The following is a 14455-nucleotide window of genomic DNA, read 5'->3' on the forward strand; positions in this document are numbered from 1 at the left end:
CCGTCGAGGACATTCCAATGACACGCTCACGCCTCTCCCGCCCTTCCCCCGTTTGCCGTCGCGAATGCGGCTTCACCCTGCTGGAGATCATGGTGGTGATCTTCATCATCGGGCTATTGGTCGCCATCGTCGCGCCCAATGTGCTCAGCAATCAGGACGACGCCATGCAGCAGAAAGCGCGCGCCGACCTGTCGACCCTGGAGCAGGCCTTGGACATGTACCGCATGGATAACTATCGCTACCCCTCCACTCGCCAGGGCCTGCTGGCGCTGGTCGAGGCGCCGAGCCAGGAGCCGCTGCCCAAGAACTATCGCGAAGAGGGTTACATTCGCCGCCTGCCCAGCGACCCGTGGGGCAATGAGTACCAATACCGTAGCCCGGGCGAGAACGGCAGCGTGGACATCTACAGCCTGGGTGCCGACGGGACGCCCGGCGGCGAAGGAATCGACGCCGATATCGGCAACTGGATGCTATGAACTGCAGTCACGCTCGCGGCTTCACGCTGCTCGAGCTGCTGGTCGTCGTCGTGATCGTCTCGCTGGCAACGACGCTCAGCGTCGCCTGGCTGGGTGGCGACGATCACCGGCGCCTGGATGCCGCCGCCGAGCGATTGCACAGCGACCTGAACCTGGCGCGTGACATGGCCTTTCTCGATCAGCGGATCATCGGCTGGCAGGCGGATGCCCAGGGCTATCGTTTCGTCACCTGGCGCTACGTGCCGGACAGCGGTGTGTGGCGCTGGGTCCCGCTGGAAAGCCAGCGCCTGACGCCGCAGCCCTGGCCGATGCCACTCGCGGTGGAAAGCGTCACTGCCAAGGCATCGTCGGCCGACGATACCGACATGCCCCGGTTGGTGTGGTGGCCCAATGGCGAAGTGATCGGTGGGCGCTTGGTCCTGGACCATGACGGCGCACGGCGTGCCCTGGAAGTCGATGCGCTGGGCGTCTATCGGGTCAAGGCGACAGATCTATGACACGCGTCACCGGCAGGCGCTCAGGTAGCGGCTTCACCCTGCTCGAAGTCATGGTCGCCCTGTTCATCCTGGCCATCGTTGCCGTGACGGTCAGCCAAGGCGTTCATCAGCGCACCCGAGCCAGCCTCGTCGAGACGCAGCGCGTACCGTTGATCCTATGTGCCCGCGCGTTGGGCAATGAGTTCACGCTGACCCGCTACTGGCCAAGCACCGGCCGCCACGAGGGCCAGTTCGACCAGGCCGGCCAGACCTGCTTCTGGCGTCTGGACGTCGGTTCCACACCAGTGCGCAACATGCGGCGTGGCACGCTGAGTCTGTTCGACGAGGCCGCCCGCGAACACGCGGACCTGAGTTTCACCCTGTTCTTTTCACCATGACTCGGCTCTTTTCGACATGACGCGCCACCCTCGGCAACGCGGCTTCACCCTGCTCGAAGTCATTGTCGCCATCGCCCTGACCGCATTGATCGGCGTCACCGTGGCTGCATTGGTCAACGGCGTGGTGACGACTCGTGAGCGCTTCAACGAGCCACCGGCGCTACGCCAGGATGCGCGTCTCGCTCGATTTCTCGAGCAACGCCTGGAGGCGCTGGTCGTGCGCCCCGTGCATGTCCAAGGGCAGCGTTTGCTCAACGCACCGCTCGACTACTTGCCCGCTACCCAGACAATGGAATGGGTGGCCCAGGGCGACTGGCCATTGCCGATGGGCGATCACCACACCCGGCTGCGCCGCCAGCGGCTGGTATGGGATAGCGACGAGCATCGCCTGTGGCTCGGATCGACAGGCCTGCTCGATGACGCCGCCACGCCGCAGTGGCAGACCTCGGCCCAGCTCGACGGCGTCGAGCGGGTGCAGTTCGAATTCTATGACGGTGCCCGCTGGCGGGAGGCGCCTTCCGACGATGCTCTACCGACGGGCATTCGCCTGCAGTGGTGGCGAAACGGCGCGCGCTTCCAGATGAGTGCCTTGCTGCCGTACTGGGAGGCCTCGTGATGCTGCGACAGCGTGGCGTTGCCCTGCTCATGGTACTGCTGTGCCTGGCACTGGTCGGCATGGTTCTGGCCTCGCTGGCCGAGGACGGCCGCAACGACATCCATCGCCTGGGCTTGCTGCAGGCCGAGACCCAGGCTCGCTTCCACATCCAGGGCGCCGAGATCATCGCCCGACGTGCGCTCACCGATGCCGCCGTGCGCCAGGCCAGCCTGTGGTGGCAGAGCCTGGCCGGCAAGCCGCTGGAGTACCCCACCGATGAGGGCCGTATCCGCCTGGTGGTGCGCGACCTGCGCACCTGCTTCAATCTCAACGCGCTGGCGGGTAGCGACGCAGCGCTGGCCGGCGAACAACTGTCCCGGCTACTGGCCGACCGCCAGCCCTCGACCCTGGGCGGACTGACCCCGAGCGCCTTCGTGGCTCGCCTCGCGGACTGGATCGATGCCGACACCCAGCCGCGCGAGAACAGTCTGGATGGTGTCGATTACGCGCGTGGCTCGCCCCCACGGGTCAGTGGCGACACGCCATTGGTGGATCTCAGCGAAATCAACTGGCTGGAACCGCTCGACACTGCCCGCTTCCAGAATTTCCAGGACCTGTGCGTGCTGCCCGACACCGGTGCCTGGCGTCTCAATCTCAACAGCGTGCAATTGACGCAACTCCCCCTGCTCGAGGCGTTGTTCGAAGGACAGGTGGCGCGTGGTGACCTGATTCGCCTGATCAATGCCCGCCCCGCTATCGGCTATTCGGGGATCGATGCCGTACGTGCACAACTGGGCGGCGATAACGAATGGCTCGAACGCTATGGCGACCGCCTCACCTTGACACCCGATTACGTCGAACTGGCCATCACCGTCGAGGTGGGCGGCTATCGCTTTCATGCCAAGCGCCTGCTCAAGGCCGAAGGCGTCAGTAGCTGGTCGCCGTACGCTCCCGCCTCGCGGGTACGCATTGTTTCCCGCAGCGACGACCTCAGCGCCTGGATGATGTCGCCCGCCTCCTTACCCCAAGGGTCTGCCCCATGAATGCCTTGCTACGTTCTCTGTCTATCGACCGGCATCGCTTGTCTGCCCGTCGGTGCGGCGTCACCGGGTCGTCGCGCCCCAGGCTACTGTTGCTCTGCGAATCGCCCGAGCCTCCGTCGGCGGAAACCGATCATGTCGCTATCCACTGGATCGCGACAGGCCTGCCTGGCCACGCCGGAAGCGGGCGGATCGCCGCCAGCGATGACACAACGCCTGCTCATCTGGCGAAGCTCAGCCAGCAATACGATAGCGTGCTGTTGCTGAGCCCCACCGCGACCAGTCATTTCCATCTGGCCGCGCCCAAGGGGCTGCGCCAGCGTGAATGGCCGCTGCTCATCGAGGACCAACTTTGCAGCGACGACACGCCGGAGCTGGCGGCACTCAAGCAGGGCCGCGACCATCTCGAATTGTTGGTGACCGGACGCGAGCGTCTCCTGGGCTGGCAGCGCTGGCTATCGACACGCGGCATCCGTACGACACACTGGGCCTCGGTCTTTATGGCCCTGCCGGCACCGGCATCGGCCGGGCATGCCAATATCGTGAATCATGGCCATCATCTGCTGATCAAGACACTGGCGGAACCGCCGTCCCCCCATGCGCCAGCGACAGAGCACTGGCTGGCCTGGCCGCGCGACTGGCAGGCTCATTTGCCTGTGACGCTACGCGAGAAGACCTGGCATTGGCCATGGCAGGACAACGACGACACAGCCAGCCCCGATTCGTCCATGCGTTTGCAGCACTATGCGCGGCACCTGCCGAAAACGCTGCCGACCATGCCCGGCAACAAGTCGACCGCGTTTTCTCTACGTCATGCGGCCCTGCCCCTGGGCCGGCCCGCCCGCCGCTTGGCCGCGGCCATTGCCGCTCTGGCGCTGCTGAACATGGGGACCATCGGCTGGCAGGGCTATCTCGACCAACGCGCCCTGGCCGCCGATACGCAGGCTCGCCTCGAGAGCTTGTTTCCGGTCGATACTGGGGCTCCTTCCCTACGCTGGATGCAGGATCGCCACGTCGCTCTGCGCTCCCTCCAGCAACGCAACCAATGGCTGACAGAAGCGCTCGAGCGCATCGACCGACAGACCCGTTCCCTCCCGTTGAAGCTGGCCTATCTCAGCGTCACCGGCACGCAGTTGATCCTGCATTGGCAGGTCGTCGATGACGTTACCAGCGACGGTCCCGAACTCGCCGCACACCTTGCCAACCTGGGCGAGACCGAATGGCACGCCGAGACGCAGCGCCTGTCGCTGCACGTGGCACTGACCGAAGAGACGCCGCCCGAGGAGGCCCACTCATGATGCTCGCCAAGCCACTATTCACGAATGCGCGCCAGGCCTGGCAGCGTCGCCCTGCGGCAGAGCGACGGCGTCTGAGTATCGGCACCGGCATCAGCCTGATGCTGGCCGGCTATCTGCTGATTCAGCAGGTCGACTTCACCGGAATGACAGGCACTGGATCGGGTGATGCGCCTTCCCTGCGCGACGCGCGCCTGCTCACCGCCCTGCCTCCCGTCACGTCGATGACCGCCGATACCTGGCGGCAGGGAGCGCTGCGTCATTCCCTGGTCCTGGATCGCCTGGAGGCGAGCGACGATGGCTGGCGATTGGCAGGTCGCGCCGACAGCCTAGAAGCGTTCGAACGCTTCAGCACCTGGGCCGCCCAGCAGGGCTGGTGGGCACTCGACTGGTCGCTGTCGCGAGACGACGAGACCGGCCTGGCCGTCGAGGCGCGTTTCGTTGCCCAACTCGAGCGCGAACCGACAGCGGCATTCGAGGAGACGACACCATGATGCGCTGGCTATGGCGTGGCCTGGCGGCAGCCTCCGTCGCGCTGATCTTTCTCGTCACCCTGGCGCTCTACTGGCCATTGCCTGTGCTGGCAAGCTGGGTGAAGGACGATGGGGGAATCGGGATCGGCTGGCAAGGGGTCGAGGGCCGCCTGCTGGATGGCCATATCGAACGACTGTCCTTCGCCCCGCAAGGCGCCTTTCCCCTTGCAGTCGGTCCCGTCAACTGGCAGGTAACTTGGCCGGGCCGCCTCGATCTTACGCTAGGGGAGCCCGCACGGGCCTGGACATTGACGGCGTCGCTCGATGGTATGGCTGTCGACTGGCAGCTCGAAGGCGGCTCGCTGCAAGCCATCGACACGTCGCAGTTGCCACTCAGCCCGGCCGGCGATTGGCTGGGCAAGCTTGTAGTGACCACGCAGGGCCAGCGTTGCATCAGGGCGCAAGGCGGCCTGACCAGCAATGCGCTGAGACTACTGACGCCGGATCCCGTTTCGCTGGGCCAGGCACGCCTGACGCTGGGCTGCGATGACGACGGCTATCGCTGGCAGCTCACCATGAACGATCCGCCGGGTCTCGAACTGACCGGCACACTCGCCATGGCCGCCAGTGGCGGTGCCCGGGGGGAACTGACCGGCCGCCTCGCTCAGGATCATCCGCTGGCGACCTGGCGGCGCCTGCTGGAGCCGAACGCCACCGACGACACGCTGCACCGGGAATTCGGCTGGTAGCCGACAAGAAGACTACCGAAACGCGTCCAGCGTCCTGAGGTCGACACCGTCGACCTCATCGGGAAGTCGACATTCCTCGCGTGCCTGGCGGACCCGCAAGCGTTCGGCCAGCCGAACTGCCCAGCCACGACCACCGCAATGAATTTCGCCTTGCGACGATACTGCCGAGGATCGTGGGTCTAGAAACGCAAACGCATGCCGGACAGTCTCCTGCGTGTCATGTCGGGTTGTTGTCGCGCAGCCGAGCTGCCATAAGGTCGAGCAACTGCTCGGTGGTTTCCCATCCCAGGCAGGCATCGGTTACCGAGACACCGTAGCGAAGCGCCTCCATCTCGAGCGCCTGCTTGCCTTCGTTGAGATGACTTTCGAGCATGACGCCGACGAGTGCAGTCTCGCCAGCCAGACGCTGCGCCAGCACATCGAGCAACACCTCGCTTTGACGCCGATGATCCTTGCGCGAGTTGGCGTGGCTGCAGTCGACCATGAGGTTGGGCCGCAGGCCGGCTTCTTCCAGTTGACGGCGGCTGTCAGCGACACTTTCGGCATCGTAGTTGGGCCCACCATGACCACCACGCAGCACGAGGTGCGTATACGCATTGCCCTGCGTCTCGTGCATGACCGGCCGACCATGAAGATCCATGCCGAAGTGGCGATGCCCGTGGGCAGCGGCGCGCATGGCGTCGATGGCTACGCCTACGCCACCGTGAGTGGCATTCTTGAAACCGACGATCGCTTCCAGCCCACTGACCATTTCGCGATGAATCTGCGACTCGGTGGTCCGCGCCCCGACTGCCGCCCAGGCGAGCAGGTCGTCGAAATAGGCCACTGCCATGGGTTGCAGCAATTCGCTGGCGACAGGCAGGCCCAGCCTGGCGACATCGCGCATCAATCGGCGCGATAACGCCAGACCGTGGGCCATATCGTCGCTGCCGTCCAGGTGGGGGTCGTAGGCCAGTCCCTTCCAGCCCACCGTAGTGCGCGGCTTTTCGACATAGACGCGCATCACCAGCAACAGGCGGTCCTCGACGCGCCGGGCCAGTGCCGCCAGGCGCTCGGCATATTCCAGCACTGCACGGGGGTCGTGGACGGAGCATGGCCCGACCACCACCAGCAGGCGATCGTCCTCGCCATCGAGAATGGCCTGAATGGCCTGGCGCTGTTCGGTCAGGGTCTGGCGAAGTTCATGATCGAGAGGAATCTGCCGGCGCAGTTCGGCAGGGGTCGGCAAGACGTTCCCCGGCTGGCGGGTGGGGGTGGAATCGATCAGGGTGTCGAGTTGGGACAATGAAGCGGTCATGGGTGCAATTCCTGGCTTGCTCGCAGCGGCGAGCGTCAATGATTGACAAGACATCGAGATTGTCGTGTGCCACCCAGGATGCTCCGGCCGGAGGCGGCAGACTGAACCGACCGGGCGACACTAAATCGCCAATACCCCTCGCCATAGCCGTAATAATGCTTGCCATGCGTGGTGGGGGCGACGGGTGCGGTGGTCATCTGCTTGGCTCCTTGTCGAGAAGGTAAGTTATGCGGTACTGAAACGAAAAACCCCCGGTCGGGTTGCCGACCGGGGGTTTTCAAGTGGAGGCAACCCTGCTGGTCAGGGTGCGCCTCTTGGCTCAGGCCGTATCGGCCAGGCCGTCGGGCGCACCGCGACTAAACCAATACCAATAGCCATAACCCGCCCAACGGCACGCACGCACTTCCACCAGCGACTGCTGGGCAAGGCTCGTGTGTGTGGCAAGCATGAGGTACATGGTTGTCTCCGGTATTCGTAGGCTGCAGACATGACGCGTCGCAGCGTTTTTTCATCCTACACGGAAGATGCCGTTTGGCAACCCCGCCCTAGGTCAACGTTACAGCCCGAAATATTTGATCCATACGATGGTCGCCGGCAGACAGCTCATGCCGATCACGACGACCAGCCCCAGAAAGAGCGTCATGAATCCGCTGGAGTCCTTGAAGTTGGGATCGTACTCAGCCATGTGGTGGTCTCCTTGTCGTTACCGGGTCAGATTGGCCTGCATTCTAGCCTGTTCCGACGATGCCCGCAGGTTCAGCGCAGGTGCCGCCCCCCATCCACGGGCAGGGTAATGCCGGTGACATAGCGGTTGTCGAGCAGATAACGCAGGCTCTGGTAGATCACGCCCGGCCCGGGCACCATCTCCATTGCCGACTTGGCCCGCGCCTTGGCGGCGTACGCCTCGTCGTCGTCCTCGTTGAGCATGATCAGCGCCGGAGCGATGGCATTGACCTGAATGTCCGGTGCGTACATGGCCGCGAACGACAACGTGAGGTTGTCCAGCCCCGCCTTGGTGGCAGCGTAGGCAGCGTGCTTTTTCGAACCTTTGCCGGCGACGTAGTCGGTCATGTGCACGATATCGCGCTGCGGCTCGCTACAGGCATCGAGCAACCCGCGGCAATGCAGGTTGATCAAGTACGGCGCCTGCATGTGGACGCGGAACAAGCGTTCGAAGTTGCTTCCGGCATCGTCGCCGCTCGAGTCCGGCGCCCAGTCGCTGGCATTGTGCACGATGGCACGTAGCGAGCGTGTCTGGGACTTCAGGCGGTCGATGAAATCGAGAATGCCAGCCTCGCTGGAGAAATCCCCCGGCAGCGTGACGATCCCCTGCTGTCGCAGCGTATCGAGTTCGGGACGCTCACGGCGATAGGTGACGATGACCTCATGTCCATCGGCAGTCAGCCGTTCGGCGCAGTGACGGCCCAGACGCTGGACACCGCCAGTGATCAGGATCGGCGAGGCGCTCATGCTCCGCTCTCCGGCGAATCGTCAGGTGACGATGGAATCAGCGGGTCGCGCGGTGCGTAGGCGAAGACATCGGAGCGCACGCGGGCTGCATCGAGCCCACGCGGCGCCAATGCATCGACACAGGCATAGACCATCCCCGGGGAACCGGACAGATAGACGTCATAGCCGGAGACGTCCGAGAGCGTGGCCGCCAATGCCTCATCGATGCGGCCCAGGTGAGCATGGATGCCGGGACCAGCGAAATCGTCGTCCAGCAGGGTCTCCGACACGGCATGAAACGTGAAATTGGGATGCGTCTCGGCCCACTCGCGAGCCAGCGTTTCCAGATAGAAATCGCGCCGCTCGCGCACCGCCCACCAGAACGAGACCGGCAGGTCACGGTTGGCTGCGAAGGCTGCCTCGAGCAGGGCTTTCATCTGGGCGAAGCCGGTCCCCGCCGCCACCATCAGCATCGGCCGGCCACTCGTTGCATCCAGTATGCATTCGCCGCTGGGCATGCGAATCGTCAGGCGTTGCGACTGCTGGATCATCTCGCGCATACGCTGCGAGTTGGAGCGCTCCGGCCAATGCTGAATGTGCAGCTCGATGATGCCGTCGCCGCGATGGGCATTGGCGATGGAGAATGGCACCCAGGTGTGTTCATCGAGCAGCAGCTCGAGGTACTGCCCGGGCGCATGGGCGACCGCCTCGCTGCGGCCTTCCAGTTGCACGCGAAAGACGTCGGGGGTCAGATCCTCTACCGAGATGACCCGGCAGGTCAGGGTCCTTGGCGTCATGCTTTCCTCAAATGGCTTGATCGGGGCGCATCAGCGATGCGTTGCAGCGGGCAACGGGATGCCCAACTCGTCCCAGCGTTCATCGACACGGGTTTTGATTTCGCCATCCATGACGATGGGTGTCCCCCACTCGCGCTCGGTCTCGCCGGGCCACTTGGCGGTGGCGTCGAGCCCCATCTTCGACCCCAGCCCGGCTACCGGCGACGCGAAGTCGAGATAATCGATGGGCGTGTTCTCTACCATTACCGTATCACGTGCCGGGTCCATGCGCGTGGTAATGGCCCAGATCACGTCCTCCCACTGACGGGCATCGACATCGTCGTCGAGTACGATCACGAACTTGGTGTACATGAACTGGCGCAGAAAACTCCATACCCCCATCATCACCCGCTTGGCATGACCGGGATACTGCTTCTTCATGGTCACCACCGCCATGCGATAGGAACATCCCTCGGGCGGCAGGTAGAAATCGACGATCTCGGGAAACTGCTTGCGCAGGATCGGCACGAAGACCTCGTTGAGCGCCAGCCCAAGGATCGCGGGCTCGTCCGGGGGGCGACCGGTGTAGGTCGAATGATAGATGGGATCGCGACGATGGGTGATGCGCTCGACGGTAAACACCGGGAAGGTCTCGACCTCATTGTAGTAGCCGGTGTGGTCGCCATAGGGGCCTTCCGGGGCGGTATCGTCGGGATAGATGAAACCTTCCAGCACGATCTCGCTGGATGCCGGCACCTCGAGATCGGCATGCCCGCATTTGACCAGCTCGGTGCGCGAGCCTCGCAACAGCCCGGCAAAGGCATACTCGGAGAGCGTGTCCGGTACCGGCGTCACCGCGCCGAGGATGGTCGCCGGATCGGCCCCCAGCGCCACGGCCACCGGAAACGGCTCGCCGGGGTGGGCCTGCTGCCACTCCTGAAAATCCAGCGCTCCACCGCGATGCGACAGCCAGCGCATGATCAGGCGGTTCTTGCCAAGTTTCTGCTGCCGATAGATGCCCAGGTTCTGGCGCGTCTTGTGCGGGCCCTTGGTGACCACCAGCGCCCAGGTCACCAGCGGCGCCACGTCGCCGGGCCAGCAATGCTGGATGGGGATGCGATCGAGGTCGACCGCATCGCCTTCGAGCACGACATCCTGCACCGGCGCCTTGCGCAGCGTCTTGGGGCCCATGCTCATTACCTGACGGAACACAGGTAGCTTGTCGATGGCGTCGCGGAACCCCTTGGGCGGCTCCGGCTCCTTGAGAAAGGCCAGCAACTCGCCCACTTCGCGCAATGCCTCGACCGATTCCTGCCCCATGCCCAGCGCCACTCTTTTGGGGGTGCCGAACAGGTTGCCCAGCACCGGCATGCTGTGTCCCTTGACGTTCTCGAACAGCAACGCCGGACCGCCGGCGCGCAGCGTGCGGTCGCATATCTCGGTGATTTCCAGGTAAGGGTCCACCTCGGCACGTACCCTCACGAGTTCGCCGGATTCCTCCAGCGCCGCGATGAATTCACGCAAGTCCTTGTACTTCATGCGGTAAACCCTTCTCCCGAACGACAGAAGGGGCAGCATATCATGCCACCCCTTCGGGGGTTTCGTTCACATTGCCATTCAGCGCCAGAGGCGTTGAGAGATGGCAGTGCGAACGAAGACGATGCAAGGCGGAAAATAGCGACAAATCGTCAGGATCGGCGATTTGGGCAGCTCCGCTGCTCGCAGAGCGAGCGACATGGACGTCGCGAGTCCAAAGCGGAGTTTACTGTAGTAAATGAGCAGCTTGAGCTATTTGCCAACACCGCATCGTCGAGTGCAGCCGGCCAGCATCAACGCCTTTTCATGGCCTCGAAGAACTCCAGATTGGTCTTCGTATCTTTCAACCGATCGATCAGGAATTCCGTCGCCGCCACGTCATCCATCGGATTGAGCAGCTTGCGCAGGATCCACATGCGCTGCATCTCGTCCTCGGAAGCGATGAGATCTTCGCGACGCGTGCCGGAGCGGCGGATGTTGAGTGCCGGGTAGACACGCTTCTCGGCCAGTTTGCGGTCGAGGTGGGCCTCCATGTTGCCGGTACCCTTGAACTCCTCGAAGATCACTTCGTCCATCTTGGAACCGGTGTCGACCAGTGCAGTGGCGAGGATGGTCAGACTGCCGCCCTCCTCGATGTTGCGCGCGGCACCGAAAAAGCGCTTGGGCTTTTCCAGGGCATGCGCATCGACACCCCCGGTGAGTACCTTGCCGGAGGACGGCACCACGGTGTTGTAGGCACGCGCCAGACGAGTGATCGAATCGAGCAGGATCACCACGTCCTTCTTGTGCTCGACCAGACGCTTGGCCTTCTCGATGACCATTTCGGCGACCTGCACGTGACGCGCCGGCGGCTCGTCGAAGGTCGAGGCGACCACTTCGCCGCGCACGGTGCGCGACATCTCGGTCACTTCTTCCGGGCGCTCGTCGATCAGCAGCACGATCAGGTGACACTCGGGGTTGTTGCGGGTGATCGAGGTGGCGATGTTCTGCAGCATCAACGTCTTGCCGGCCTTGGGCGGCGAGACGATCAGGCCACGCTGGCCTTTGCCGATGGGCGCAGTAAGGTCGATGACGCGGGAGGTGAGATCCTCGGTGGAGCCGTTACCCAGCTCCATGACCAGGCGCTCCTGGGGGAACAGCGGGGTGAGGTTCTCGAAGAGGATCTTGTGCTTGGCGTTTTCGGGCTTGTCGAGGTTGATCTGATTGACCTTCAACAGCGCGAAGTAGCGCTCGCCTTCCTTGGGCGGACGAATCTTGCCGGAAATCGAATCGCCCTTGCGCAGGTTGAAGCGGCGGATCTGCGAAGGCGACACGTAGATGTCGTCCGGGCCGGCCAGGTAGGAACTGTCGGCACTGCGCAGGAAGCCGAAGCCATCCTGAAGGATTTCCAGCACGCCATCGCCGTAGATATCTTCGCCACTCTTGGCGTGCTTCTTGAGGATGGCGAAGATGATGTCCTGCTTGCGGGAGCGTGCCAGGTTATCGATACCCATTTCCTGGGCGATTTCCAGCAGTTCCGGCACGGATTTTTGCTTGAGTTCGGTAAGATTCATCGGTTTGTCAGAAATTGCTCTTGTCAGCGTGGCAGCGTGAGCTGATATAGGACAGGAGGCGGTGACGATGCGCCGCGCGGTGCGTTCAGAGCCCTGGGATTTCCTCTCGCCGAAGATAGCCGTTGGACGACGACTCCCATGGGGAGGTCAGAAGCATTATCGGAATCGAGGGAGGCGCTGTTCCTTATCGCCTGGTATTCACTGCAGAAACGAAACAGCGGGCTTACTGACGGCTTGGAAACTGACCGCGTGGCGGCCCGGAAAGCTTTTTGGAACAGGCGAACGTCTGGATGGTAGTTAAGCCGGACGGTAAACGCAAGCCCCCTGTATGCCTGCGCTTCATACCGTACGCTGAAATTATACCAGATCAAGGGCGCAGTTACAGCGCCGCATCGATGAAGGCGTTCAACTGGTCGTCATCCAACGCCCCGACACGAGTCGCCTCGAGGTCGCCATCCATGAACAGCACCAGCGTAGGCAGGCCGCGCACGCCATACTTCTGCGCCGAGGCGGGATGCTGGTCGGCATCGATCAGATAGCAGCCCAGCTGTGCCGGGTAGCGGCTGGCCAGCCTGTCGAGACGCGGCGCCAGTGCCTGGCAGGGCGGACACCACTGCGCCATGAACACGACCAGCGCCATGCCCGGCTGGGTCAGCAAATCCTCCAGTCCTTCGTCCGTAAGCCATTCCATGGACGTGTCGGCCATCGTTTACTCCATCAGCGGTTAGCGCTCCCATTGGACGCTGCCAGAACGCGATTGACAAGCTTACCGAGGCCCTACAACCTTAACGCAGAACAGCATAGGGATAGCGCATGAGCGGGACGCCTGCGGAAACACGGACTCCTCGCCGCCTGGCGGCCATCGATCTGGGGTCGAACAGCTTCCACCTGTTGGTGGCCAATTATCATGAACAGCAGTTGCAGGTCGTCGCCAAGCTGGGTGAAAAAGTGCAATTGGCTGCCGGCCTCGATGAGGATGACCACCTCAGCGAAGAGGCCATTCAGCGTGCCCTCGACTGTCTGGCCCGGTTCGCCCCTTTCATCACGGATGTCGCGTCGCGCAACCTGCGTGTCGTGGGCACCAATGCCCTGCGCAATGCCGCCAATAGCGAGGCGCTGATCCGCCGTGCCGAAGCCTTGCTCGGCCACGAGATAGAAATCATTGCCGGACGCGAGGAAGCGCGCCTGATCTATCTGGGTGCCGCGCATGCCTTGGCCGACGTGCATGGCAAACGGCTGATCGTCGATATCGGCGGTGGATCCACCGAGTTCATCATCGGCGAGCGTTTCGAGCCGCTGGCCCTGGAAAGCCTGCATATGGGCTGCGTGGCTTACACCAGCCGTTTCTTCGCCGATGACGAAATCACCGAGAAGCGCTTTCGTCAGGCCGAACTGGCAGCCCTGTCGGAATTGGCCAACATCCGCCGGCCCTATCTCGCACTGGGCTGGACCGACCCGGTCGGTTCCAGCGGTACCATCAAAGCCGTTTCTGCCGTGCTTGCCGTCAATGGCGACAGCCCGGACGGGCTGATCCACCGTGAAGGGCTGATGAAGCTGCGCAAGCAGTTGATCAAGACCAAGCGACTCGACAAGGTCGCCATGGAAGGACTCAAGGCCGATCGCGCCCGCGTGTTTCCAGCCGGGGTGGCCATCCTTTGCGCCATTTTCGAGGCGTTCGATCTCGACTACATGCGCTACTCCGACGGGGCGCTGCGCGAAGGCGTGCTCTACGACCTGGCAGGCCGTAACACACCCGAGGATTCCCGCTTTCAGACGCTAGGCGCCTTGCAGCGCCGCTACGGTGTAGAAACCCGTCAGGCTGACAACGTGGCGGCCAGTGCCCGCCATGCCTTTGAGCAGGTACGCGATACCTGGCAGCTCGACGACGAGCAGAAACAGTTCCTGACCTGGGCGGCACAGATCCATGAGCTGGGTCAGGCCGTGTCGCACAGCCAATTCCATCGCCACGGCGCCTACCTGCTGGAACATTCCGATCTGCCGGGCTTCTCCCGGCCGGAGCAGAAATCGCTGGCCTTCCTGGTCCGGGCCCATCGGCGCAAGTTCCCTACCAAGGAGCTCGAGGCCCTGCCCGAATCGCTGCGAGGACGCTACGCCCGGCTGGCCCGGCTGCTGCGTCTCGCCGTCATTCTCAATCACTCGCGTCCCGAGCATCCTGTCGTCGACTTCACCCTCGTCGCCGAGGGCGATGCCCTGCGCCTGACCCTGCCCGAAACGTTCACCGAACACGTCCTGCTCATCAACGACCTGCAGCAGGAAATGGCGTTGCAACAAGCGGCAGGTTTCACCTTCGAAATCGAGCCGGAGCCAACCGACGCCTGACG

At 63.4% G+C, this 14455-nt stretch carries 17 protein-coding genes; 9 read left to right on the plus strand and 8 right to left on the minus strand.

Going from position 1 to position 14455, the window contains the following annotated elements:
- The first annotated feature begins 17 nt into the window (after nucleotides 1–17).
- From gspG to MHM84_RS17795, 8 genes are read left to right on the plus strand one after another with little or no spacing between them, the layout of a single operon-like run.
- Nucleotides 18–476, plus strand: coding sequence for a type II secretion system major pseudopilin GspG (gspG, locus tag MHM84_RS17760; protein WP_239267734.1), 459 nt, complete (start codon nucleotides 18–20; stop codon nucleotides 474–476).
- The gene (gene gspH / locus MHM84_RS17765; protein ID WP_239267736.1) at nucleotides 473–973 is read left to right on the plus strand and encodes a type II secretion system minor pseudopilin GspH; all 501 of its coding nucleotides are present in this window, start codon (nucleotides 473–475) and stop codon (nucleotides 971–973) included. The genes gspG and gspH overlap by 4 nt, the downstream gene beginning before the upstream one ends.
- A complete protein-coding gene (locus MHM84_RS17770) occupies nucleotides 970–1350 on the plus strand; it encodes a type II secretion system protein (protein WP_239267738.1) in 381 nt (126 codons plus the stop codon). The genes gspH and MHM84_RS17770 overlap by 4 nt, the downstream gene beginning before the upstream one ends.
- A gap of 16 nt (nucleotides 1351–1366) precedes the next feature.
- Nucleotides 1367–1966, plus strand: coding sequence for a type II secretion system protein GspJ (locus tag MHM84_RS17775; protein ID WP_239267740.1), 600 nt, complete (start codon nucleotides 1367–1369; stop codon nucleotides 1964–1966).
- Nucleotides 1966–2988: a type II secretion system minor pseudopilin GspK gene (gene gspK / locus MHM84_RS17780; protein ID WP_239267743.1), complete on the plus strand. Its 1023-nt coding sequence runs from the start codon at nucleotides 1966–1968 to the stop codon at nucleotides 2986–2988. Before MHM84_RS17775 ends, gspK begins: the two co-directional genes overlap by 1 nt.
- Nucleotides 2985–4283, plus strand: a complete 1299-nt coding sequence (locus MHM84_RS17785) for a hypothetical protein (RefSeq protein ID WP_239267746.1) — start codon at nucleotides 2985–2987, stop codon at nucleotides 4281–4283. Before gspK ends, MHM84_RS17785 begins: the two co-directional genes overlap by 4 nt.
- The gene (locus tag MHM84_RS17790; RefSeq protein ID WP_239267749.1) at nucleotides 4280–4774 is read left to right on the plus strand and encodes a hypothetical protein; all 495 of its coding nucleotides are present in this window, start codon (nucleotides 4280–4282) and stop codon (nucleotides 4772–4774) included. Before MHM84_RS17785 ends, MHM84_RS17790 begins: the two co-directional genes overlap by 4 nt.
- A complete protein-coding gene (locus MHM84_RS17795; RefSeq protein WP_239267751.1) occupies nucleotides 4771–5502 on the plus strand; it encodes a hypothetical protein in 732 nt (243 codons plus the stop codon). Before MHM84_RS17790 ends, MHM84_RS17795 begins: the two co-directional genes overlap by 4 nt.
- A gap of 217 nt (nucleotides 5503–5719) precedes the next feature.
- On the opposite strand, the gene MHM84_RS17800 is transcribed toward MHM84_RS17795, so the two are convergent.
- From MHM84_RS17800 to MHM84_RS17830, 8 genes are all read right to left on the minus strand, one after another.
- The gene (locus tag MHM84_RS17800) at nucleotides 5720–6799 is read right to left on the minus strand and encodes a 3-deoxy-7-phosphoheptulonate synthase (protein WP_239267755.1); all 1080 of its coding nucleotides are present in this window, start codon (nucleotides 6797–6799) and stop codon (nucleotides 5720–5722) included.
- 319 nt (nucleotides 6800–7118) lie between these two features.
- Nucleotides 7119–7256, minus strand: coding sequence for a hypothetical protein (locus tag MHM84_RS17805; RefSeq protein WP_239267757.1), 138 nt, complete (start codon nucleotides 7254–7256; stop codon nucleotides 7119–7121).
- A gap of 99 nt (nucleotides 7257–7355) precedes the next feature.
- Nucleotides 7356–7484 (minus strand): hypothetical protein, encoded by a 129-nt coding sequence (locus tag MHM84_RS21510; RefSeq protein ID WP_275445835.1) that lies wholly within the window; start codon nucleotides 7482–7484, stop codon nucleotides 7356–7358.
- Between the two features lie 71 nt (nucleotides 7485–7555).
- Complete coding sequence (gene folM / locus MHM84_RS17810) at nucleotides 7556–8269, minus strand: dihydromonapterin reductase (protein ID WP_239267759.1); 714 nt, start codon at nucleotides 8267–8269, stop codon at nucleotides 7556–7558.
- Nucleotides 8266–9045, minus strand: a complete 780-nt coding sequence (locus tag MHM84_RS17815; protein WP_239267761.1) for an NAD(P)H-flavin reductase — start codon at nucleotides 9043–9045, stop codon at nucleotides 8266–8268. Before MHM84_RS17815 ends, folM begins: the two co-directional genes overlap by 4 nt.
- A gap of 30 nt (nucleotides 9046–9075) precedes the next feature.
- Entirely contained in the window at nucleotides 9076–10563 is a 1488-nt protein-coding gene (ubiD, locus tag MHM84_RS17820; protein WP_239267763.1) for a 4-hydroxy-3-polyprenylbenzoate decarboxylase, read from the minus strand.
- A gap of 290 nt (nucleotides 10564–10853) precedes the next feature.
- Nucleotides 10854–12113 carry a transcription termination factor Rho gene (gene rho, locus MHM84_RS17825; RefSeq protein WP_239267765.1) on the minus strand — a complete coding sequence of 420 codons (1260 nt, stop codon included), beginning with the start codon at nucleotides 12111–12113 and terminating at the stop codon, nucleotides 10854–10856.
- 379 nt (nucleotides 12114–12492) lie between these two features.
- Complete coding sequence (locus MHM84_RS17830) at nucleotides 12493–12819, minus strand: thioredoxin family protein (protein ID WP_239267768.1); 327 nt, start codon at nucleotides 12817–12819, stop codon at nucleotides 12493–12495.
- A 107-nt stretch (nucleotides 12820–12926) separates the two neighbouring features.
- On the opposite strand from MHM84_RS17830, the gene ppx reads away from it, so the two are divergent.
- The gene (ppx, locus tag MHM84_RS17835) at nucleotides 12927–14453 is read left to right on the plus strand and encodes an exopolyphosphatase (protein ID WP_239267770.1); all 1527 of its coding nucleotides are present in this window, start codon (nucleotides 12927–12929) and stop codon (nucleotides 14451–14453) included.
- The last annotated feature ends 2 nt before the right edge of the window (nucleotides 14454–14455 follow it).

The organism is Halomonas sp. McH1-25 (assembly GCF_022348165.1).
Classification (GTDB): Bacteria; Pseudomonadota; Gammaproteobacteria; order Pseudomonadales; family Halomonadaceae; genus Modicisalibacter.

What these genes read in the sequence shown, in the direction of transcription:
- MHM84_RS21510 (WP_275445835.1), bottom strand. Translation starts at nt 7,484, where the DNA reads ATGGCTGAGTACGATCCCAACTTCAAGGACTCCAGCGGATTCATGACG.
- gspK (WP_239267743.1), top strand. Translation starts at nt 1,966, where the DNA reads ATGCTGCGACAGCGTGGCGTTGCCCTGCTCATGGTACTGCTGTGCCTG.
- MHM84_RS17770 (WP_239267738.1), top strand. Translation starts at nt 970, where the DNA reads ATGACACGCGTCACCGGCAGGCGCTCAGGTAGCGGCTTCACCCTGCTC.
- gspG (WP_239267734.1), top strand. Translation starts at nt 18, where the DNA reads ATGACACGCTCACGCCTCTCCCGCCCTTCCCCCGTTTGCCGTCGCGAA.
- MHM84_RS17800 (WP_239267755.1), bottom strand. Translation starts at nt 6,799, where the DNA reads ATGACCGCTTCATTGTCCCAACTCGACACCCTGATCGATTCCACCCCC.
- ppx (WP_239267770.1), top strand. Translation starts at nt 12,927, where the DNA reads ATGAGCGGGACGCCTGCGGAAACACGGACTCCTCGCCGCCTGGCGGCC.
- MHM84_RS17790 (WP_239267749.1), top strand. Translation starts at nt 4,280, where the DNA reads ATGATGCTCGCCAAGCCACTATTCACGAATGCGCGCCAGGCCTGGCAG.
- MHM84_RS17795 (WP_239267751.1), top strand. Translation starts at nt 4,771, where the DNA reads ATGATGCGCTGGCTATGGCGTGGCCTGGCGGCAGCCTCCGTCGCGCTG.
- MHM84_RS17830 (WP_239267768.1), bottom strand. Translation starts at nt 12,819, where the DNA reads ATGGCCGACACGTCCATGGAATGGCTTACGGACGAAGGACTGGAGGAT.
- MHM84_RS17815 (WP_239267761.1), bottom strand. Translation starts at nt 9,045, where the DNA reads ATGACGCCAAGGACCCTGACCTGCCGGGTCATCTCGGTAGAGGATCTG.
- MHM84_RS17785 (WP_239267746.1), top strand. Translation starts at nt 2,985, where the DNA reads ATGAATGCCTTGCTACGTTCTCTGTCTATCGACCGGCATCGCTTGTCT.
- rho (WP_239267765.1), bottom strand. Translation starts at nt 12,113, where the DNA reads ATGAATCTTACCGAACTCAAGCAAAAATCCGTGCCGGAACTGCTGGAA.
- gspH (WP_239267736.1), top strand. Translation starts at nt 473, where the DNA reads ATGAACTGCAGTCACGCTCGCGGCTTCACGCTGCTCGAGCTGCTGGTC.
- MHM84_RS17805 (WP_239267757.1), bottom strand. Translation starts at nt 7,256, where the DNA reads ATGTACCTCATGCTTGCCACACACACGAGCCTTGCCCAGCAGTCGCTG.
- MHM84_RS17775 (WP_239267740.1), top strand. Translation starts at nt 1,367, where the DNA reads ATGACGCGCCACCCTCGGCAACGCGGCTTCACCCTGCTCGAAGTCATT.
- folM (WP_239267759.1), bottom strand. Translation starts at nt 8,269, where the DNA reads ATGAGCGCCTCGCCGATCCTGATCACTGGCGGTGTCCAGCGTCTGGGC.
- ubiD (WP_239267763.1), bottom strand. Translation starts at nt 10,563, where the DNA reads ATGAAGTACAAGGACTTGCGTGAATTCATCGCGGCGCTGGAGGAATCC.